Source organism: Streptococcus sp. 10F2, assembly GCF_054331515.2.
The window spans coordinates 55573-71591 of sequence record NZ_JBTGGE020000001.1 but is presented as its reverse complement, the minus strand read 5'-3'; the positions used below and the strand labels follow the sequence as shown (position 1 = coordinate 71591).

The window sequence follows — 16019 nt, the reverse complement described above, 5'->3', positions numbered from 1 at the left end:
CCTTTTACTTGCTTTGCATAAAGACAGATCCATCACCACCCAAGGCAGTTAGGCGACCATTTTCCATGAGACCCATTTTTTCCATCCACTCTTCGAATTCCTTAATTGGTCGTTTATCTAATAAGTCGCGCATAGTAGCTGTCTCATGATATCCAGTTGTTTGATAATTCAACATGATGTCATCGCCATGTGGGATAGCCATAATGTAGTTAACATTTGCTGCCCCCAAAAGTACAAGAAGGTTTTCCGCATCATTTTGGTCAGCCTTCATATGGTTGGTATAACAGATATCACATCCCATCGAGATACCAGACAATTTACCCATAAAATGGTCTTCTAAACCAGCACGAATAACTTGTTTAGAATCATATAAGTACTCAGGTCCGATAAAACCAACAACTGTATTCACAAGGAAAGGATCATAATGCTTCGCAAAACCATAACAACGAGCTTCCATAGTTACCTGATCGGCATCATAATGAGCATCGGATGACAACTCAGAACCTTGTCCAGTCTCAAAATACATGACATTCGGACCTGCAGCAGAACCAACTTTAAGAGCTGTATCACGCGCTTCTTGAATCGTTTTAGCATCAAAACCAAAAGCGGTGTTCCCTTTCTCAGATCCAGCAATAGACTGGAATACCAATCCTGTCGGAGCTCCCTGATTCATAGCTTCAATTTGAGTCGTAACGTGAGCTAAGACACAGTGCTGAGTTGGAATTTGATATTCCTCAATAAAGTCATTAAATTTATGGAGAACCCGTTTGGTACTTTCAACTGAATCATCAACTGGGTTCAATCCTAACAAGGCATCCCCACAACCATAAGCAAATCCTTCCATAGTAGAAGCCATGATTCCATCTGGATCATCCGTTGTATGGTTGGGCTGCAGGCGGGAAGAAAATGTACCCGGAACTCCAATAGTTGTATTGGCTGTTTTGGTAATCACAATTTTCTTAGCTGCTACAATCAAATCAAGATTGGTCATCAATTTTGCAACAGCAGCCACCATTTCTGATGTTAAACCACGAGAAATCCATTGAATGTCGACATTCTTCGTATTTGTATCTAAAATCCATTCCCGTAATTCTTCAACAGTCCAATGTTTAATTTTTTCATAAGTACGAAGGTTGACATCATCAATAATAATCCGTGTAACCTCATCTTCTTCATAAGGAACAACAGGATTGTTAAATAAATCCGCAAGCGTTAATTGTGCCAGAACAACCTTAGCCGCTACACGCTCTTCCGCAGACTGTGCAGCCACACCTGCTAACTGGTCCCCTGACTTATACTCATTAGCCTTGGCTAGAACTTCTTTCACTGACGAAAATTCATAGACACGACCAAATAATTTTGTTTTTAAAATCATGAATCGCTTCCTCCTTTAGGAATCAAATACTAATGTTTTCACAATAACTGGGAGAACAGAGCCCTCCACAATAGGTCTTCCAATATCTAGGTAGTCTCCATTTTGGACATCAACCGAATCAATACAGACAAAAGGGTAATCTTGGGGAAGCCGAGCATAGAGACATTGTCCCAACACCTTCGCCATATCTTCTCTTACAACAACAATTAGAGGATAACCTTCCTCAATACTGGCTGCCATCCCTTCAACAATCGCATCTGCATAGGCTTCAACCTCTACAAAAGTTGGACTTTTCTTGCCCTTAAAAGCTAGCGCAATTTGTTGAACCTGATTTTCCAGTTGGAACCATTGTAATTTTTCACGAATCCGCATTCCCAATTGTCCCTGATCACAAGCTTCATCCTCATCAGACATCTTCAAAACAGGCATATTTTTTAGCGGTAAAATATCAGCTATATAAGTAATCGTACTTCCACTAACATCTGTCGTGTGACTACCTGCTCCGACTACAGTGGCTCGAATCGTCTCTGCTGATTGAACAATTTCTTTTTCTTTAAAAATAGCCGACTGGGCAATCGCTCGTCCTAGTAAGATACCAATATCTCCGTATAAAAAGTCATCGATTTCTTGCTCAGCAAGAGCAATCGCATCTGCGACACCTCCTGAAAAAGATACACAACTAATCTCTTGTCCTTTTTTTAAGGCATGATTGGTCACCAATAGATCAAAATAAGGACTCTGACCTGGAAGACCAACAGATTCCTCCATCACTTCGACCAAAATTCCCAACAAGCGATCGAGATCTGCACGATTCAGCGGTTGACCGACTGTCAGTTGCAACTGTTCCTGCTTGATAATTTCTTGCAGTTTTGGTGCAATGTAATGAATAATCTGGCTGCTCGGATCCAACTTTATTAATCGACCACCAATATCAAAACATGCAGTGTCCTGAACTTCTCCTTCTCGAAAGAGGGCATAATTAGAAGTTCCCCCACCAATGTCAATATTTACCACCGATGTATGATGGGTTTCTGAGTATAGATGACTACATGCTCCTTTTCCAGCAATAATACTTTCCAAATCTGGACCTGCCGTGGCTACAACAAAGTCCCCAGCGTAGCCACTCAAGGCTTCTAGCACTTGACTGGCATTATCCTTACGTGCCGATTCCCCTGTAATAATAACAGCTCCCATTTGAATATCTTCGCGGCTAATCCCTGCACGCTTGTATTCTTTTTGAACAAAAGTCTTGATTTGTTCGGCTTCTATCAAATGGTTATCCAATAGAGGAGTGAACATAATCTCACTTTTGTGCAACACCTCTTTGTCTGTAATATACACACGAGGAATCGTAAAAACTGAGGCTATGTTTTCGATCGTTAATTGGGAAAGAACTAGTTGTGTTGTAGCTGTCCCAATATCTAACCCGACACTCAGTATTTTTTCTGACATGGAATACCTCCAAAAAAATACGCTTAAAGAACTAGGTCCATAAATGGATCTATTCTCTAAGCGTCTTTGCTTCTTACCGTCCCTACACCATTGTAGAGAGTTATCTTATTCATGAAAAGTGATGCGTGTCCTTGTCCCACGGGGACTTGATTGAACGTCCAATCTACCGGACAACTTATCTTCAACAAAGCGTTTTACCAAAATGAGACCAAGATGGCCTTCTGCAAAACCTTGTTTGACATTGTAACCGCTACCATTGTCAGTTATCAATAATTTAATAATACCATCTTTCCTCGATAAATGCAACCGAATTTGCGAATTCAATTGTTTTTTTGGAAAGGCATGCTCAAATGAATTTTGCAATAATTCATTCACAATCAAGGCTAAAGCCGTCGCTCGACTTGAATCGAGTTCATAATCTGGATCTACTTGCCAAACTACTTGGATAAATTCCTGACCAAAAGACCGTCGGACTGTCTCCAAGACCCGTAACAACAGGGGACGAACGGCCATTTGATTTCCCTTTTCTGCTGATAAGAGGTCATGAATATTGGCTATTGATAAAATTCTGTGAACACTCTGCTCCAATGCCTGTTCCACAAGAACATTATCTGTCTGATGAGCCTGTAAACGCAATAAGGATACCAAAGTTTGTAAGTTGTTTTTGACACGGTGGTTAATCTCTCGCAAGCTCATCTGTTGCTCTTCAATTTGTTTTTGAAGCTGCCAAATCTCACTCACATCTCGACACTCCATTAATAGAAATCCATTGGACATGAACTGACGTTTTAATTGAAAGAAATATCCCCCATACGGAACACGAACTTCCTCGATTTCCAAACCTTGAACTTGGTTATGAAACAACAAATCCTCAAAAGTCAATGTGTCCAGCACTAAATTATCATAATGCATTCCCGGGAGGGGATCCTTGTAGCCCAGATACCCAGCATACAGATGACGAGCTTTAGCATTCGCAAAAATCAAGGTTCCCTCTCCATTAAATACAAAAATCAGATTGTCCAAATGTTCTAAAAATCCTGGGAGTTCTTCTTCCCAAGGAACCTGTGAAGATTCCTGCATTGGAAATGAAGATGGGAGTGGGGGCGGTGGCATTTCGATAATTAAAGTCCCTATAACTCGTCCCTCCCAAGTAATCGGATAGACAGTCTGATAAATCATCAGTCCCTCTTGGGATAGGGCGGTCAAGCCTACAGAAGCTAGACCAGTTTCTAAGGTACGAATCACCCCGGGTTCATTGCTTAAATCGGCCAAATCACCAACCACCTCGTCTTTATAGAGACTAGGTTGGCTAAGCGGTTTTTTATGATAGATCACCAAAGCTTGATTAGCCTGCCCCAAGCTTCGCACATCAATAAAGACATCTTCCTGCTGATATTGTTGCCGTTTTTCTAATTGCTCAGCCTGTTGAATAAGGTAAGATACTGCTGCGGGTTCAAGATCGGTTTGCTCCTCGCAGAGAATCTTCATTTTTTCTCTATAATTCATCATGCATCAATAGCAATTTCGCAATTTCAATCATCGGCACGCGTTTTTGCATACTGATTGTACGAATTTGCTTAAAGGCCTCCGGTTCAGATAAATGGTTCTGCTGCATCAAAAGTCCCTTCGCTTTTTCAATTAAAATCCGATCTTCAATTTTTTTCGCTAATTTTTGGGTTTCTTCTTTTAATGCATAGGATTCGCGGCCTTTTTCTAAACAGACTTCCACCATTGGAATGAGGGATTTTGCATCTAGAGGTTTAACTAGATAAGCACTTGTTCCACATTGTTTAGCCTTTTGAACATAGTGCTCATCTGTAAAACCAGACAAAAGAATAACACTATAGGTCAATCCATCATCTAATATTTTTTTACTAGCTGTCAAACCATCCAACAATGGCAATTGGATATCCATCATCACTAAATCTGGATGGAATTTTTGACAAACTTCAATCGCTTCAAAGCCATCTTTGGCTTCTGCAACTACCTGGTAATCTTCCTTTTCCAAGATATGTCGAATATCAAGGCGAACAATAGGGTCATCATCGACGATTACAATTTTACTTTTCATGCGCTCACTCTCTCACAACTAAGTCTTGGTTACCACAGTACTGGTAAAACCAAGGATAGCTTTAAGACCATCTAACACTGCTACTAAAGCTGTCTCAACAGAGGATACATCCCCTGTCATCACTACCGATCCACTAAAGCGATCCACAAAACCAATCTGCACACCGGCAGCTTTGGTCGCTAAATCCACCGCAATAATCGCCGCTTCACTAGGCGTGATTGTTAATATTCCAATAGCTCCCTGTTCCTTAGCCTGCAAACCCAATTTCTCAAAAATCACTGGATCTGGGTTTGCAATTAAATGTGCCAAAGTAACCTGTTTCCCCGGCACATATTCTTGAATCATTCTTTGTTTCTCAGCCATTTTTTCTCCTGACTCTATTCCTTATTTCATCATATCAATTTTTTCTTATTTTTTCAAAATTAATAAAGATTCTCAAGAATAGTCACTAAATCATCTGGATTGGGGTGACGTGGGTTGGTCAATGTACATGGATCCTGAATAGCCGAAGCAGCAATCGTCTCTTTCTTCTCATCAAATAAAGCCCGATCTACTCCATATTTAGCAAACGTTAATGGTAAATCCAACTTTCTCTGCAAACTTTTCAGAGCTTGCAAAAATTGTTTCACTCCTAATCCTGGATTAGAGGCTGAACAGCCTAATAAGCGAGCCAAGCGTTGATAGCGTTTAGCTGTTTCCACATGCTCCCGATCTAAGCGAACACCGTCCAAACCTGCATTAAAGGCAATCACTTGCGGTAAAAGAATACTATTGAGACGTCCATGAGGAATATGAAAAACTGCGCCTGCCGCATGAGATAGACTATGGGTAATTCCAAGTGATGTTGAATTAAAAGCCATTCCTGCCATCGTAGAGGCTACATGCATCTTTTCGCGGGCTTCAAGATCCTGACCATTCCGATAAGCACGAGGTAAATACTCAAATACGAGTTGAACCGTCTTTTCCACTAACGCATCCGAAAAATCACTAGCCTTTGGAGAAACATAGGCTTCCAACACATGTGTCAAAACATCCATTCCTGTATCTGCTGTAATTGAACGCGGTAAACTTTTCACCAATTCTGCATCTAATATCGCAACATCAGGCAGCAGACTTCGATCTACAATTGGATATTTGCGGCCTAATTCAGCATCTGTAATCACGGAAAAGTCCGTTACCTCCGATCCCGTTCCACTAGTGGTCGGAATCGCAACCAATTCTACCTCCTTAAATCGTCCTTGCTTCTTACCAAAATAGTAAATCGCTTTTGCTGCATCTAAGGCTGATCCACCTCCAATCGCTAAGATCAGATCCACTCCACCTTCAGGACAAGCCTGAATTCCTGCAATAACAACCTCAATCGGTGGATCTGGCTGAATCTCACTAAAAATGGTCACCTGATTACTAGCAGGTAAATAGGCTAAAATCTCCTCTAATTGACCTGTCTTTTCCAAAAAGGGATCTGCAACAACTAGAATTGTTTGTTGTTGATATTTCTCCAATCCCCGTAAAGCTCCTGCCCCGACTAAGAGCTCTGTTTTATAACAAATCTGATACATAGGCACTCCTTTAATACAAAAATAAGCCACATGAAAAGACCTACAACTCCTACGTCCTAGTCCTCTCCTGTAGCTTCATTGCTTGTTTCATTCGATGTACGCCATTGTACTTATACCTAGTGTAACATAAAAGCGCTTCCGTCTCAAGTAAAGACAGGAATCGGATGAGATTTTAAAAAATTCTTATCCAACCGAAAGCTTTTACTTGCCTTTTCTAAAAATAAAGAATAAACTAGGACTAGAAGAAATTGATTATTGTACTCTTAGATTCATGGAAGTTTGGTGTAAATCCAACACGGTCCCGCCACTGTGATAAGCCTAGCTTTAAGTCAGATCTTTGAATCTAAGTTTTAGTAGAAGTCGAGTTTCGATGTAAAGCTTCGACCTCATGAATACCCATTCATTTTCATTCTACGATTAGTACCATCATTTTCTTGGACTTAGTCCAGCTGCAGAGTCGCAGTCCTTAGAAGGCTATACTAATCAGTGAAGCTTAGTGGGAACTACAAAGTAGTAGATTAGCTTTCAATAACAAACAAGAGGTTGGGAAATTCCCAACCTCTTCTTGCTATGCTTAGTTTTTACGAGACCAACGTTCTACATCTTCTTTTGTAATAGCATGGAAGACCTTACTGCCTCGTTCGTAAGGGATATCTTTTTCACCCATTTTGTCATTCACAAAACGCGCCAAAGCAAAGAAATAATCCGATAACCGATTCACAAAAATCAAAACATTTTGATTGATATCTGTTGACCACATGGCTGCAACGATATGTCTTTCAGCACGACGCGCAATCGTTCTAGCCACATGAAGTGAAGCCGCCAAAGGATGTCCCCCTGGTAATATAAAGGTTTCCAAAGCTGGAGGAATGGGAGCATACAAATCAATCCGCTCCTCAATCCAATCCACAAGACTTTGATCCACCTTATAAGGATAAACACCTTGTGGAGTTGATAAATCCGAGCCACAATCAAACAAATAGTGCTGTAACTCTAGTAACTCTTCACGAAGAACATCTTCCGGACTCAAATCACACATCAAATACCCAATCCAAGAATTGAGTTCATCAATGGTCCCATAGGCCTGAACCCGCTCTGAATCTTTAGCAACACTTTGACCACCTACTAATTTTGTTAAACCCTTATCACCTGTTTTTGTATATAGTTGCATCTTAGTCCTCCTGTAGAAATTCTAAAAGATCTGATAAACCGCGATTGTCTACTGCTGAAAGTTCAAAAATTCGTTGGCAGCCCGCCTCCTGAAGCTGGCAATAAGCCCAATCCATAGATTGTCCCTCCTCAATCAGATCCATCTTGGTAATCAGCCCCACCATCTCTTTAGTAAATAAATTTGAAAAACCCTGTGGAAAAAACTGCTCTTCCTTGCTAGCATCTAGCATCAAACCAATCACATCAGCTTGCATAGCCGTCACATTTAAAGCATGGTAGTATTGCCTGTGCTGTAGAAATTCACCAGGTGTATCAATGATATCCTCATGAAATTGAACCACCTGGGTCTTTTGGTAAGCCAAATCCAAGCCATGTAAGCGTTGGGTCAAGCTCGTTTTTCCCACACCAATAGGCCCAATAAGCATTATTTTTTTCATCGTTTACTCCTAAAAAGGCAAAGGAATCCCGTTCCAAATAGTCTCGCTTCATCGCGATTGGAAACAGGCCCCTTTGCCTTGGTTATTCTTATGTAAGCAATTTCATTTTACGCTAATAACAGTTATAAATCAAGTCTTATTACTTCAATTGTTCAAATTTTAGATGAACACTAATGCGGTCTTCATAGCCATTCCGCTCCAAATCTCGCTGCAAACGGTAAGAAATATAATGCTCAGCAATATTAATGTAGCCAGCGTCTAAAAGACGATTTTCAACCATCGATTGAATCATACTAATAGTTGCTTTTTCAATCTGGGCTTCTTCCAAATCCATAACCACTTTCTTGGTTACTTGGGCAAGATTTTGTCGTAAAGAATCATCCAAGACATAAACAGACCGGGCTGCTTTTAAAATCGCCTGGTAGATTTTTTCAGGGTTAAATTCCGTTACTTGTCCATCACGTTTAATGACTCGCATATGATTCCTCCATTTCCTTACAAAAAATCCCTCACTCAAAAAGAGGAGGGATCCGAAAGGCACTTCCGTGTGATGAGCAGGTTCACACAACTCATCAAGGTCCGCTCCTGCGATATGACCTCCTATGCTTGATGGGTAGTCTCTACTACCAATCGACTCATCGCATATTCACATTCTAACAGATTGAAATCACGTTGTCAACTTTCTAGAAAAGACCGAAAGCATGACCATCTGCATCCAATCCCATTTTCAATGCTGCTGGCTGTTTCGGTAAACCAGGCATTGTTAAGACATTTCCAGCCAAAGCCACGATAAAACCGGCTCCATGACGCACCTGAAATTCACGGATGGTGATTCGGAAATCCTGAGGTCGTCCTCCTAAGCTCGGATCATCAGATAGGGAGTAGGGTGTTTTGGCCATACAAATTGGAAAGTGATCCCAACCCTGACGCTGAAACTCCTTCAGTTGTTTCACCGCTTTCGGGGTCAAATCCACACCTTGGGCACCATAGGCCTTCTGAACTAGGGACTCTAGTTTTTCCATGAAATTTCCTTGACGGTCGTAATACGAGGTAAAACCTTTTTCTTCTGATAAGTAAGGTAGGAGAAGCTCAACTAATTCTTGGCCTCCCAGAGGCCCTTTTTCCCAAACTTCTGTAAGAGCAATAGGAATGGAAGCATTCAGGCAAAGGTGCTTGAGCAGCTCTAATTCTGCACTTGTATCGCCAGAGAAACGGTTGAGGGCGACAACAACAGGTTTTCCAGTTGATGCTAGAGTCTGAACATGGTGGTGGAGATTCGCAAATCCAGCTTCAAGGGCTGTCAAATCCTCCTGTGTCAATTCCTGTTTAGGTAGGCCTCCATGCATCTTCAGAGCACGAATGGTTGCGACCACTACAATCGCATCAGGAGCTTTACGCAAGTGGGGAACTTTAATATCTAGGAATTTCTCCGCTCCTAAATCAGCTCCAAACCCAGCTTCGGTGACAGTAATATCAGCCAAAGACAAGGCTGTCTCCGTAGCAACTACCGAATTACATCCATGAGCGATATTGGCAAAAGGCCCCCCATGAACTAGAGCTGGAGTTCCATAAATGGTTTGCACCAAATTCGGTTTTAAGGCATCTTTGAGCAATAGTGTTAGCGCTCCTGCTGCCCCCAAATCTTTCACAAAGACAGGACTTCCATCCCGTTTATAACCAATTAAAATATTGGACAAGCGCTGTTCCAAATCTTGAAGATCCTGAGCCAAACAGAGTATAGCCATCATTTCACTAGCAACAGTAATGTCAAAACCATCTTCTCGAGGCTGACCGTTGATAGGTCCACCCAGTCCAATCACAATCTGACGTAAGCTTCGGTCATTAATATCTAGGACACGCTTCCAAACAATGCGACTTGGATCTAAATCCAAGTCATTCCCTTGATGAAGGTGGTTGTCTATAAGAGCAGATAAAGTGTTATGGGCAGAAGTCAGGGCATGCATATCCCCCGTGAAATGAAGGTTAATATCTTCCATTGGAAGAACCTGGGCATAGCCCCCACCAGCAGCTCCTCCTTTCAAGCCCATAACTGGGCCAAGGGATGGTTCTCTAAGTGCAATCATGGTTTTATGACCTGCAGCAGCAAGACTATCTGCCAGTCCAATAGTCACTGTCGATTTTCCTTCTCCGGCTGGAGTAGGATTGATAGCCGTCACCAAAATCAATTTACCAGCTTCTTCTTGTTTCAAACGTGAAAGAGTCTCATAGGAAATTTTTCCCTTATAAGGACCGTATTGTTCAATAGAGCTTGACTCTAGGCCGAGGCTTGCTGCAATCTCTATGATTGGTTTCAGGGAACTTTCTTGTGCAATTTGAATATCAGTTTTCATGACCAATCCTCCTCTTCACTCCTCATTATACAGTAAATCAGTAGCCAGTTACAATATTTTCATATATCGTGCCAAACCCTACCAAAATAAGGGGTTCAGACAGCTCATTTTTCAATTATTTACCAAACATTTCTAAACTTTACCGATTTTTTGCCCCCTCGTTGCCCCCCATAAAAGCAAAAAACCACTCCTAAAATCGGAGTGGTTAGCGTTAGAAAATCAATGGAACCTTTCCATAAATTTTTATCTATTGTATCACAAAAAGGCTCGTGTGAGCCTTTTTAATATTATTCTGCTAATTATCCAATGAAATCCAACAACTCTTCAAACGGGATTTCATCAAAATCTTCGTAGTCTGTGAAATCTTTAGCGTATGCTTGCAAGTCCTCCAACACTTCATCCTCAGTTTTTGGATCACGTCCTTCACTTGCCATGAAGGCGTTGTATTCTTTTACCAATTCATTGATTTGTTCTTGATTTAGTGCCATTTTGTTTTCCTCGATTCCTTTATCTTTATGTATTAATTATAACTTATGTACGTACATAAGTCAAGAGTTTTTAGTCATATTTTTTTAAAATCTTTTCAATTCCTTCAACAACTAGCTCGCTTCTTGTCAATCCAGTCTTCTGTGCGATTGCATTTAAACGATCCAAATACTCTTCAGTTATGCGAAGCTCCAACCTTTTATTCCGAGGAGCACCTCCTTTTATTGGGCGCCCCATTTTTTTTAGTTCTGTCATTTTTCCTCCTTACGCAAACCAGGCCATAGCTTCTTTAAAAGATACTTCACTAAAACCAAAATATTCAGTATTGTCTTGAGTGTATTCTTCCATATCAGCCACGAATTTACCGAAGTCAATGTTCTCAATTTCAAAATAAGAAACGTATTTATTCAAAACTTCCAAAAGTTCAGCTGCAGTCATTCCAAATTCTTTGTAAAAAGAAATGTAGTTTTTCACGATATCTTTAAGTTTCATTTTGTTTTCCTCGATTCCTTCATCTTTATGTATATAGTATAACTTATGTACGTACATAAGTCAAGCGATATCTTAAAAAAATTTAAAAAATCTCACGTTTTTCTCACGAAAAGAATTTATTTAGAAAATAGAAAAACGTTGATTTAACAACGTTTATAAGGCCTCCGGAATTTACTTGGAAAAGAAAATCTCACGATAAAATCTAATAAAAACTGAAACGATTCTAAGAAGTTTTACATAAATAACTTAACATCACACATACAATGTTAATGATTTGCCTTTTTTAAGAAAAAACGTCAACTTTCGAAAACAAAAACAGCCCCTCCGGAAAGAAATTCCGAAAGGGGATTTTGCTACCGATGGAAATGTCGGTTAGATATTTAGTGTTAAGTAATATTAAGTAGTGTTAAGTAACTAAGTCTGACCGACATCAATGTCGGTCAGTTACCCGAAAACCGCATAGCTACCAATTTTGTTGACGTCAACAAAATGCTCAACAGTGCTATTTCCTAACACCGGGAAGTCAATTATATCCGCTTCGCATACTTTAACGCAATCCAGCCGGCACCGCTCTTTAACTTGCCCCACTCATAGCCATCAGCGGACTTGGTTTCTGTAATAGTGTAGACACCAGGTTTTACCTTGCCATTGGTTTTGGCTTTGATAGATGGCTCTTTGCGGATGTTTAGGTCAGTGACTGAGACACGAACCTTGAATGAGCCAGTTGTTTCCGTTTTGGAAATAGCTGGTTTTTGAGTGGTATTTTCCTTTTTGGAAATAACCACTCCGCTCATTTCGTTGTAATAACGCTGAACTCTCTTAATGTAATCAGCCATATCAAGGGTTTGCGGACAAGCTGTTGCACTAGCTTGTCGGTGGGGAACAATAACGCTGGCATCGGGTTTCAATCCATAGCGCAAACAAATCTCTGCGACCAGCTTCGCTCCACGTTCAAGAGTTGCATCATCGAACAGATAGGTATTCGGGTCGTTTACATTTCCAATGTGCGAATTGATGTGCTCAATTCCGATTGAATTTTCATTGGTGATTGCATGCTCTCCACCAGAATGCCAAGCGACATGATTTTCACCAACACATCCCATGGTAGCGTTCGGTGTCACCAAATAATGAGCGGAAGTCATGTTATTCCGTGACCGTAACCAAGTGCTATAAGCACCTGTTACAGACGTTGTGGCTGTACCGTGGATCACGATGTATTGGATTTTACTCGTCCGCTTGCCACCACTCCAGAACACCTCTGGTCGTGCTTCAGTAATCAGCCCGCTATACAAGTCTCCATTCACGTTTTTAGGTTCCATGGTAGATTTACCCTCTTTCTGCTTTGTGACCTCCTGTGAGCTAGAATAGGGCAGCCTGAACCACCCTACGACGTGACTGTAGTCTCGATAGTTCTTACGGGTGTATCCACCACCTCCGACTTCCAGCTGGTCGTTGATGCCATTTCGGTTGTCATCACGATAGCCGTCAATATTCTGCTCGATGGTGTGCATGCCTTTGACGTCAGCGGATACAACCACGAAGATATGTCCAAATGGCCATGCCTCAGTAGTGACTACAACATCGCCCGACTGCGGAATCAAATTCGGATCGTTGGGGTCATTCTCAATGACAGGAAAGCCATTCTGCCTAGCTTTTTTAAGAGCATCTATGGCATTGATGTAAGCCATATTCTTTTTCCCATCCGTAAAATGCTGAACAATATGATCAATCAGAGCCACGCACTGCCCCCCGTAGGGGTTGGTAGGGACTGTAACCTTCTTCCCTACCAAAGTGTTAGTGTAGTTAACCACGTCTTGTGCTGTCGTCATTCTCTGCCTCCTTCCTGTAATAATCAACTGTAGATACACCTACCACGGTTCCTAAAAAAGCAGAAACGGCAGTCAAAATGTTATTGACCACCGTCAAATCATAGCCTAGCTCCCCACCTACGACAAAAATCAAAGTGTTCAAAGCTGGTAAAAAAATAAGTACTAGCCATTTAAAGGCTTGATACCAGTTATCAGATAGGCGCATCATTGTCTCCTTTCAAAGGCAATTCTACAAACTCATGATACATCAACTCAATTTCCCCATTCCCATCGAGAATCTTGTAAGATTCAAAGAGTTTGGCTATCTCTCGCTTCCGTTCCAAAGTCGTATAACCTTTCGCAATATCTACCTGCATATCATGAAAGAGTCGATATCGTAAAGAAGTCCTAGTCCCATTTGTAACCTTGGTCAACGCCTCAGAGTTACTATCAGCTGTCTTCTTAATTTGCTCTAACGTTTCAGCAGACCGCCTGGACTCTGACAGTAGCTTTGAAACACCCCCAAGCAGAGCCACTACAGCCCCAAAAAGCGTAACAATTTCTCCAATATTCACAAATTACCTCGCTTTCTAAGTTAAATCCCTTCACACTTCCGGAACCAGTTCAAATTTTAGACCTCTAAATTTACTCGTTTGACCTGGTTTGTTTTTAACATTGATTGTATACAATCCAACATCAAGCACTTCCCCATCAACAACATTGATGTCTACATTTTCTCCAAACCAGCGTACATAGCTTGGTTTTTCGATATAAACGATTACCTCAAACATTGTTTTTATAGCTGATTCATTCAGCCGACCTTCTAAATCAAAATTATCTGTTTTAGAAATCCATTTTACTTGCTTGTCGTTATCGTTCTGAAAATCAGAGTAAATTAAATCTGATATTACTTTGTTCGATTGGTAGCCAATTCTCATATTGCTATCAACTGTTTTACAGCGTGAAATCAACTGAGATGCCAAAAATTCAGCCCCTTTTTTATGCCCTAAATCGCCAAAATGGCACATGTCAGGAATCAGATCATGTACGCTATAATTTGAAGCATTCAAGATGTTTGATGTGCCAGCATTGTAATCGATGAACGGAATGCCGAATTCCTCCGCAAGGTCCTTTTTAATTACATCTGCTATGCTATTAGTCTTAGAGCCGAAACGCCTATAATTTTCAAATTGACTCTGCGTGGACATCAGGATCGGCTTAATCCCTTTTGCCATCAAAGCACTAATAACTGCGGTATGGTCATTGCGAAAAGCTGCAATTTTAGTAGCATCATAAACCATATCATTGATCCCCATGGCAATTGTTGCGTAGTCAATTTTTTCATTGATTGGTTCTAGAATTGCTTCTAAGTTATTTTTGAGCCAATTAATAGTTTTGCCTGAAAAGCCGCGATTATAGACTTTGTGATTGAACCTGTTTTGCGTGGAGCTGTTCAACAATTGCATCAATTGATGAGAATAGGTTTTTGGTTTTTCAGCAAGAACACTAATCTGATTATTAGAGTAGTTTGAAGTCCTATAACCGTCGGTTGTCGAATCTCCCAATGTAACTAAAACAGTCCGTTTAGTCTGTAAATCTACGATTAAATCTTCCAAACTGTAAGATTCTTTAACCAAGTTTTTGGTAGTTCTTACAAAATTAGGATTTGAGTAATGCGTGATTTCGCCCAGGTAAATAGAAGCAATAAGAATCTCCGTGTTTTTGCCGGTAAAAGTTGAACCTTTTGTCCGAAACGTACTCTTGATTAATTTAAATTTCCCGTCCATTACATCTAAGATAAGATGATGCATAAACCCGCTGGAAAGTTGAAGATCTTCATGACCTTTAATAGTATAGTAACTAGTGCCTTTTGAAACAATAATCTCATCAGCTTCTCCAAGGCCTTCAAAACTAATTGTCCCGGTGCTGTTGTTATAAATCACAGCGCCTTGAACAACCGAACCAATCATGCTGTCTTGGGTATACTCTGCATAGCCGATAGTTTTTACAAACCGTGAATTTACCGGGTAATGTAGAGCTTCTTTATACATAATCGCAAGAATGACCTGTGTTGACGAAATATTCTTGATTGTGGATAAGGTCATCATCGATAAGCCGCTATTTTGAAAATCGTACACGACATATTCAGACAAGCCAGTTGGCTCATAAATAATACTCAAATCTTCTTTTGGTGCGTAGTTTTTATTTCCAAAAGAAATCCAAGTATCTTTTTTTATCGTGACTGTTTTTAAGTTTCGATCAATAGTCAATAACCCATCAAAAATGACACCGAATTGGTTAGGTACACCATCAAGCGGTGATTGATAAGGGCCACCATCAACCCATCTAGAACCATTCCAGTAATTCCAGTGTCCATTGTTTGTCGTGATGTAAATACCTCTGTCTCCTCCCGCTTTTGCCGATTGCAACGCAGCAAGATTAGAATACGTACCTTTTGGCGTACCATCCATGATGTTGTTGATCAACATTTTTATTTCAGAATCATTTGCTTTTGTTCTGAGACTGGAAATAATGTTGTCTAGGTTTTCAGACAAGGTGTCATAAGCTCCCCTAGCTTGTGCTATCTCCATATTAGTGTTGCCACCTTGACTAGCATCGACATATATTCTCTCAAGAGCTTTTGCCATAGATTCTCTAACATCGATTCCGTAACCTTTTTCTCGGATGAAACGAATTAGTGTTTCAACGGGATATCGTTGAGTCCTATCTAAGTGGGAAAAATCTCTATTGATATTCTGGCCAATCGCTTCTGGGCCTTGGCTTTGAAGTTCATTTGCGTCAAAACGAACCATACACT

At 40.6% G+C, this 16019-nt stretch carries 17 protein-coding genes and 1 riboswitch; all 17 genes read right to left on the bottom strand.

Features of this window, described 5'->3' with window-relative positions:
• Window positions 1-4 precede the first annotated feature (4 nt).
• Window positions 5-1375: an ethanolamine ammonia-lyase subunit EutB gene (locus tag ACXM1Q_RS00475; protein WP_135035004.1), complete on the bottom strand. Its 1371-nt coding sequence runs from the start codon at window positions 1373-1375 to the stop codon at window positions 5-7.
• Between the two features lie 15 nt (window positions 1376-1390).
• Window positions 1391-2827, bottom strand: a complete 1437-nt coding sequence (gene eutA / locus ACXM1Q_RS00470) for an ethanolamine ammonia-lyase reactivating factor EutA (protein WP_458515369.1) — start codon at window positions 2825-2827, stop codon at window positions 1391-1393.
• A 105-nt stretch (window positions 2828-2932) separates the two neighbouring features.
• Entirely contained in the window at window positions 2933-4315 is a 1383-nt protein-coding gene (locus ACXM1Q_RS00465) for a sensor histidine kinase (protein ID WP_458515368.1), read from the bottom strand.
• A 7-nt stretch (window positions 4316-4322) separates the two neighbouring features.
• Window positions 4323-4898, bottom strand: a complete 576-nt coding sequence (locus ACXM1Q_RS00460) for an ANTAR domain-containing response regulator (RefSeq protein WP_135034995.1) — start codon at window positions 4896-4898, stop codon at window positions 4323-4325.
• Between the two features lie 18 nt (window positions 4899-4916).
• Window positions 4917-5261 carry a BMC domain-containing protein gene (locus ACXM1Q_RS00455; protein ID WP_167758442.1) on the bottom strand — a complete coding sequence of 115 codons (345 nt, stop codon included), beginning with the start codon at window positions 5259-5261 and terminating at the stop codon, window positions 4917-4919.
• 59 nt (window positions 5262-5320) lie between these two features.
• Window positions 5321-6457: a 1-propanol dehydrogenase PduQ gene (locus tag ACXM1Q_RS00450; RefSeq protein ID WP_458515367.1), complete on the bottom strand. Its 1137-nt coding sequence runs from the start codon at window positions 6455-6457 to the stop codon at window positions 5321-5323.
• A gap of 246 nt (window positions 6458-6703) precedes the next feature.
• Window positions 6704-6849, top strand: a riboswitch (adenosylcobalamin (AdoCbl) riboswitch).
• Window positions 6850-7031: 182 nt separating this feature from the next.
• Window positions 7032-7628, bottom strand: a complete 597-nt coding sequence (locus ACXM1Q_RS00445; RefSeq protein ID WP_458515366.1) for a cob(I)yrinic acid a,c-diamide adenosyltransferase — start codon at window positions 7626-7628, stop codon at window positions 7032-7034.
• 1 nt (window position 7629) lies between these two features.
• Window positions 7630-8064: a EutP/PduV family microcompartment system protein gene (locus ACXM1Q_RS00440; RefSeq protein ID WP_458515365.1), complete on the bottom strand. Its 435-nt coding sequence runs from the start codon at window positions 8062-8064 to the stop codon at window positions 7630-7632.
• A 139-nt stretch (window positions 8065-8203) separates the two neighbouring features.
• Complete coding sequence (locus ACXM1Q_RS00435) at window positions 8204-8542, bottom strand: ATP cone domain-containing protein (RefSeq protein ID WP_458515364.1); 339 nt, start codon at window positions 8540-8542, stop codon at window positions 8204-8206.
• A 205-nt stretch (window positions 8543-8747) separates the two neighbouring features.
• Window positions 8748-10415 carry a formate--tetrahydrofolate ligase gene (locus tag ACXM1Q_RS00430; protein ID WP_458515363.1) on the bottom strand — a complete coding sequence of 556 codons (1668 nt, stop codon included), beginning with the start codon at window positions 10413-10415 and terminating at the stop codon, window positions 8748-8750.
• Between the two features lie 299 nt (window positions 10416-10714).
• A complete protein-coding gene (locus ACXM1Q_RS00425) occupies window positions 10715-10903 on the bottom strand; it encodes a hypothetical protein (protein WP_458515362.1) in 189 nt (62 codons plus the stop codon).
• A 70-nt stretch (window positions 10904-10973) separates the two neighbouring features.
• Window positions 10974-11156: a ribbon-helix-helix domain-containing protein gene (locus tag ACXM1Q_RS00420; RefSeq protein WP_458515361.1), complete on the bottom strand. Its 183-nt coding sequence runs from the start codon at window positions 11154-11156 to the stop codon at window positions 10974-10976.
• A gap of 9 nt (window positions 11157-11165) precedes the next feature.
• Window positions 11166-11393 (bottom strand): hypothetical protein, encoded by a 228-nt coding sequence (locus ACXM1Q_RS00415; RefSeq protein ID WP_458515360.1) that lies wholly within the window; start codon window positions 11391-11393, stop codon window positions 11166-11168.
• A 527-nt stretch (window positions 11394-11920) separates the two neighbouring features.
• Complete coding sequence (locus ACXM1Q_RS00410) at window positions 11921-12904, bottom strand: peptidoglycan recognition protein family protein (RefSeq protein WP_460255631.1); 984 nt, start codon at window positions 12902-12904, stop codon at window positions 11921-11923.
• A 292-nt stretch (window positions 12905-13196) separates the two neighbouring features.
• Window positions 13197-13427 carry a phage holin gene (locus ACXM1Q_RS00405; protein WP_458515358.1) on the bottom strand — a complete coding sequence of 77 codons (231 nt, stop codon included), beginning with the start codon at window positions 13425-13427 and terminating at the stop codon, window positions 13197-13199.
• Window positions 13414-13776 (bottom strand): hypothetical protein, encoded by a 363-nt coding sequence (locus ACXM1Q_RS00400; protein WP_458515357.1) that lies wholly within the window; start codon window positions 13774-13776, stop codon window positions 13414-13416. Before ACXM1Q_RS00400 ends, ACXM1Q_RS00405 begins: the two co-directional genes overlap by 14 nt.
• A gap of 30 nt (window positions 13777-13806) precedes the next feature.
• Window positions 13807-16014: an SGNH/GDSL hydrolase family protein gene (locus ACXM1Q_RS00395; RefSeq protein WP_458515356.1), complete on the bottom strand. Its 2208-nt coding sequence runs from the start codon at window positions 16012-16014 to the stop codon at window positions 13807-13809.
• Window positions 16015-16019: the final 5 nt, after the last annotated feature.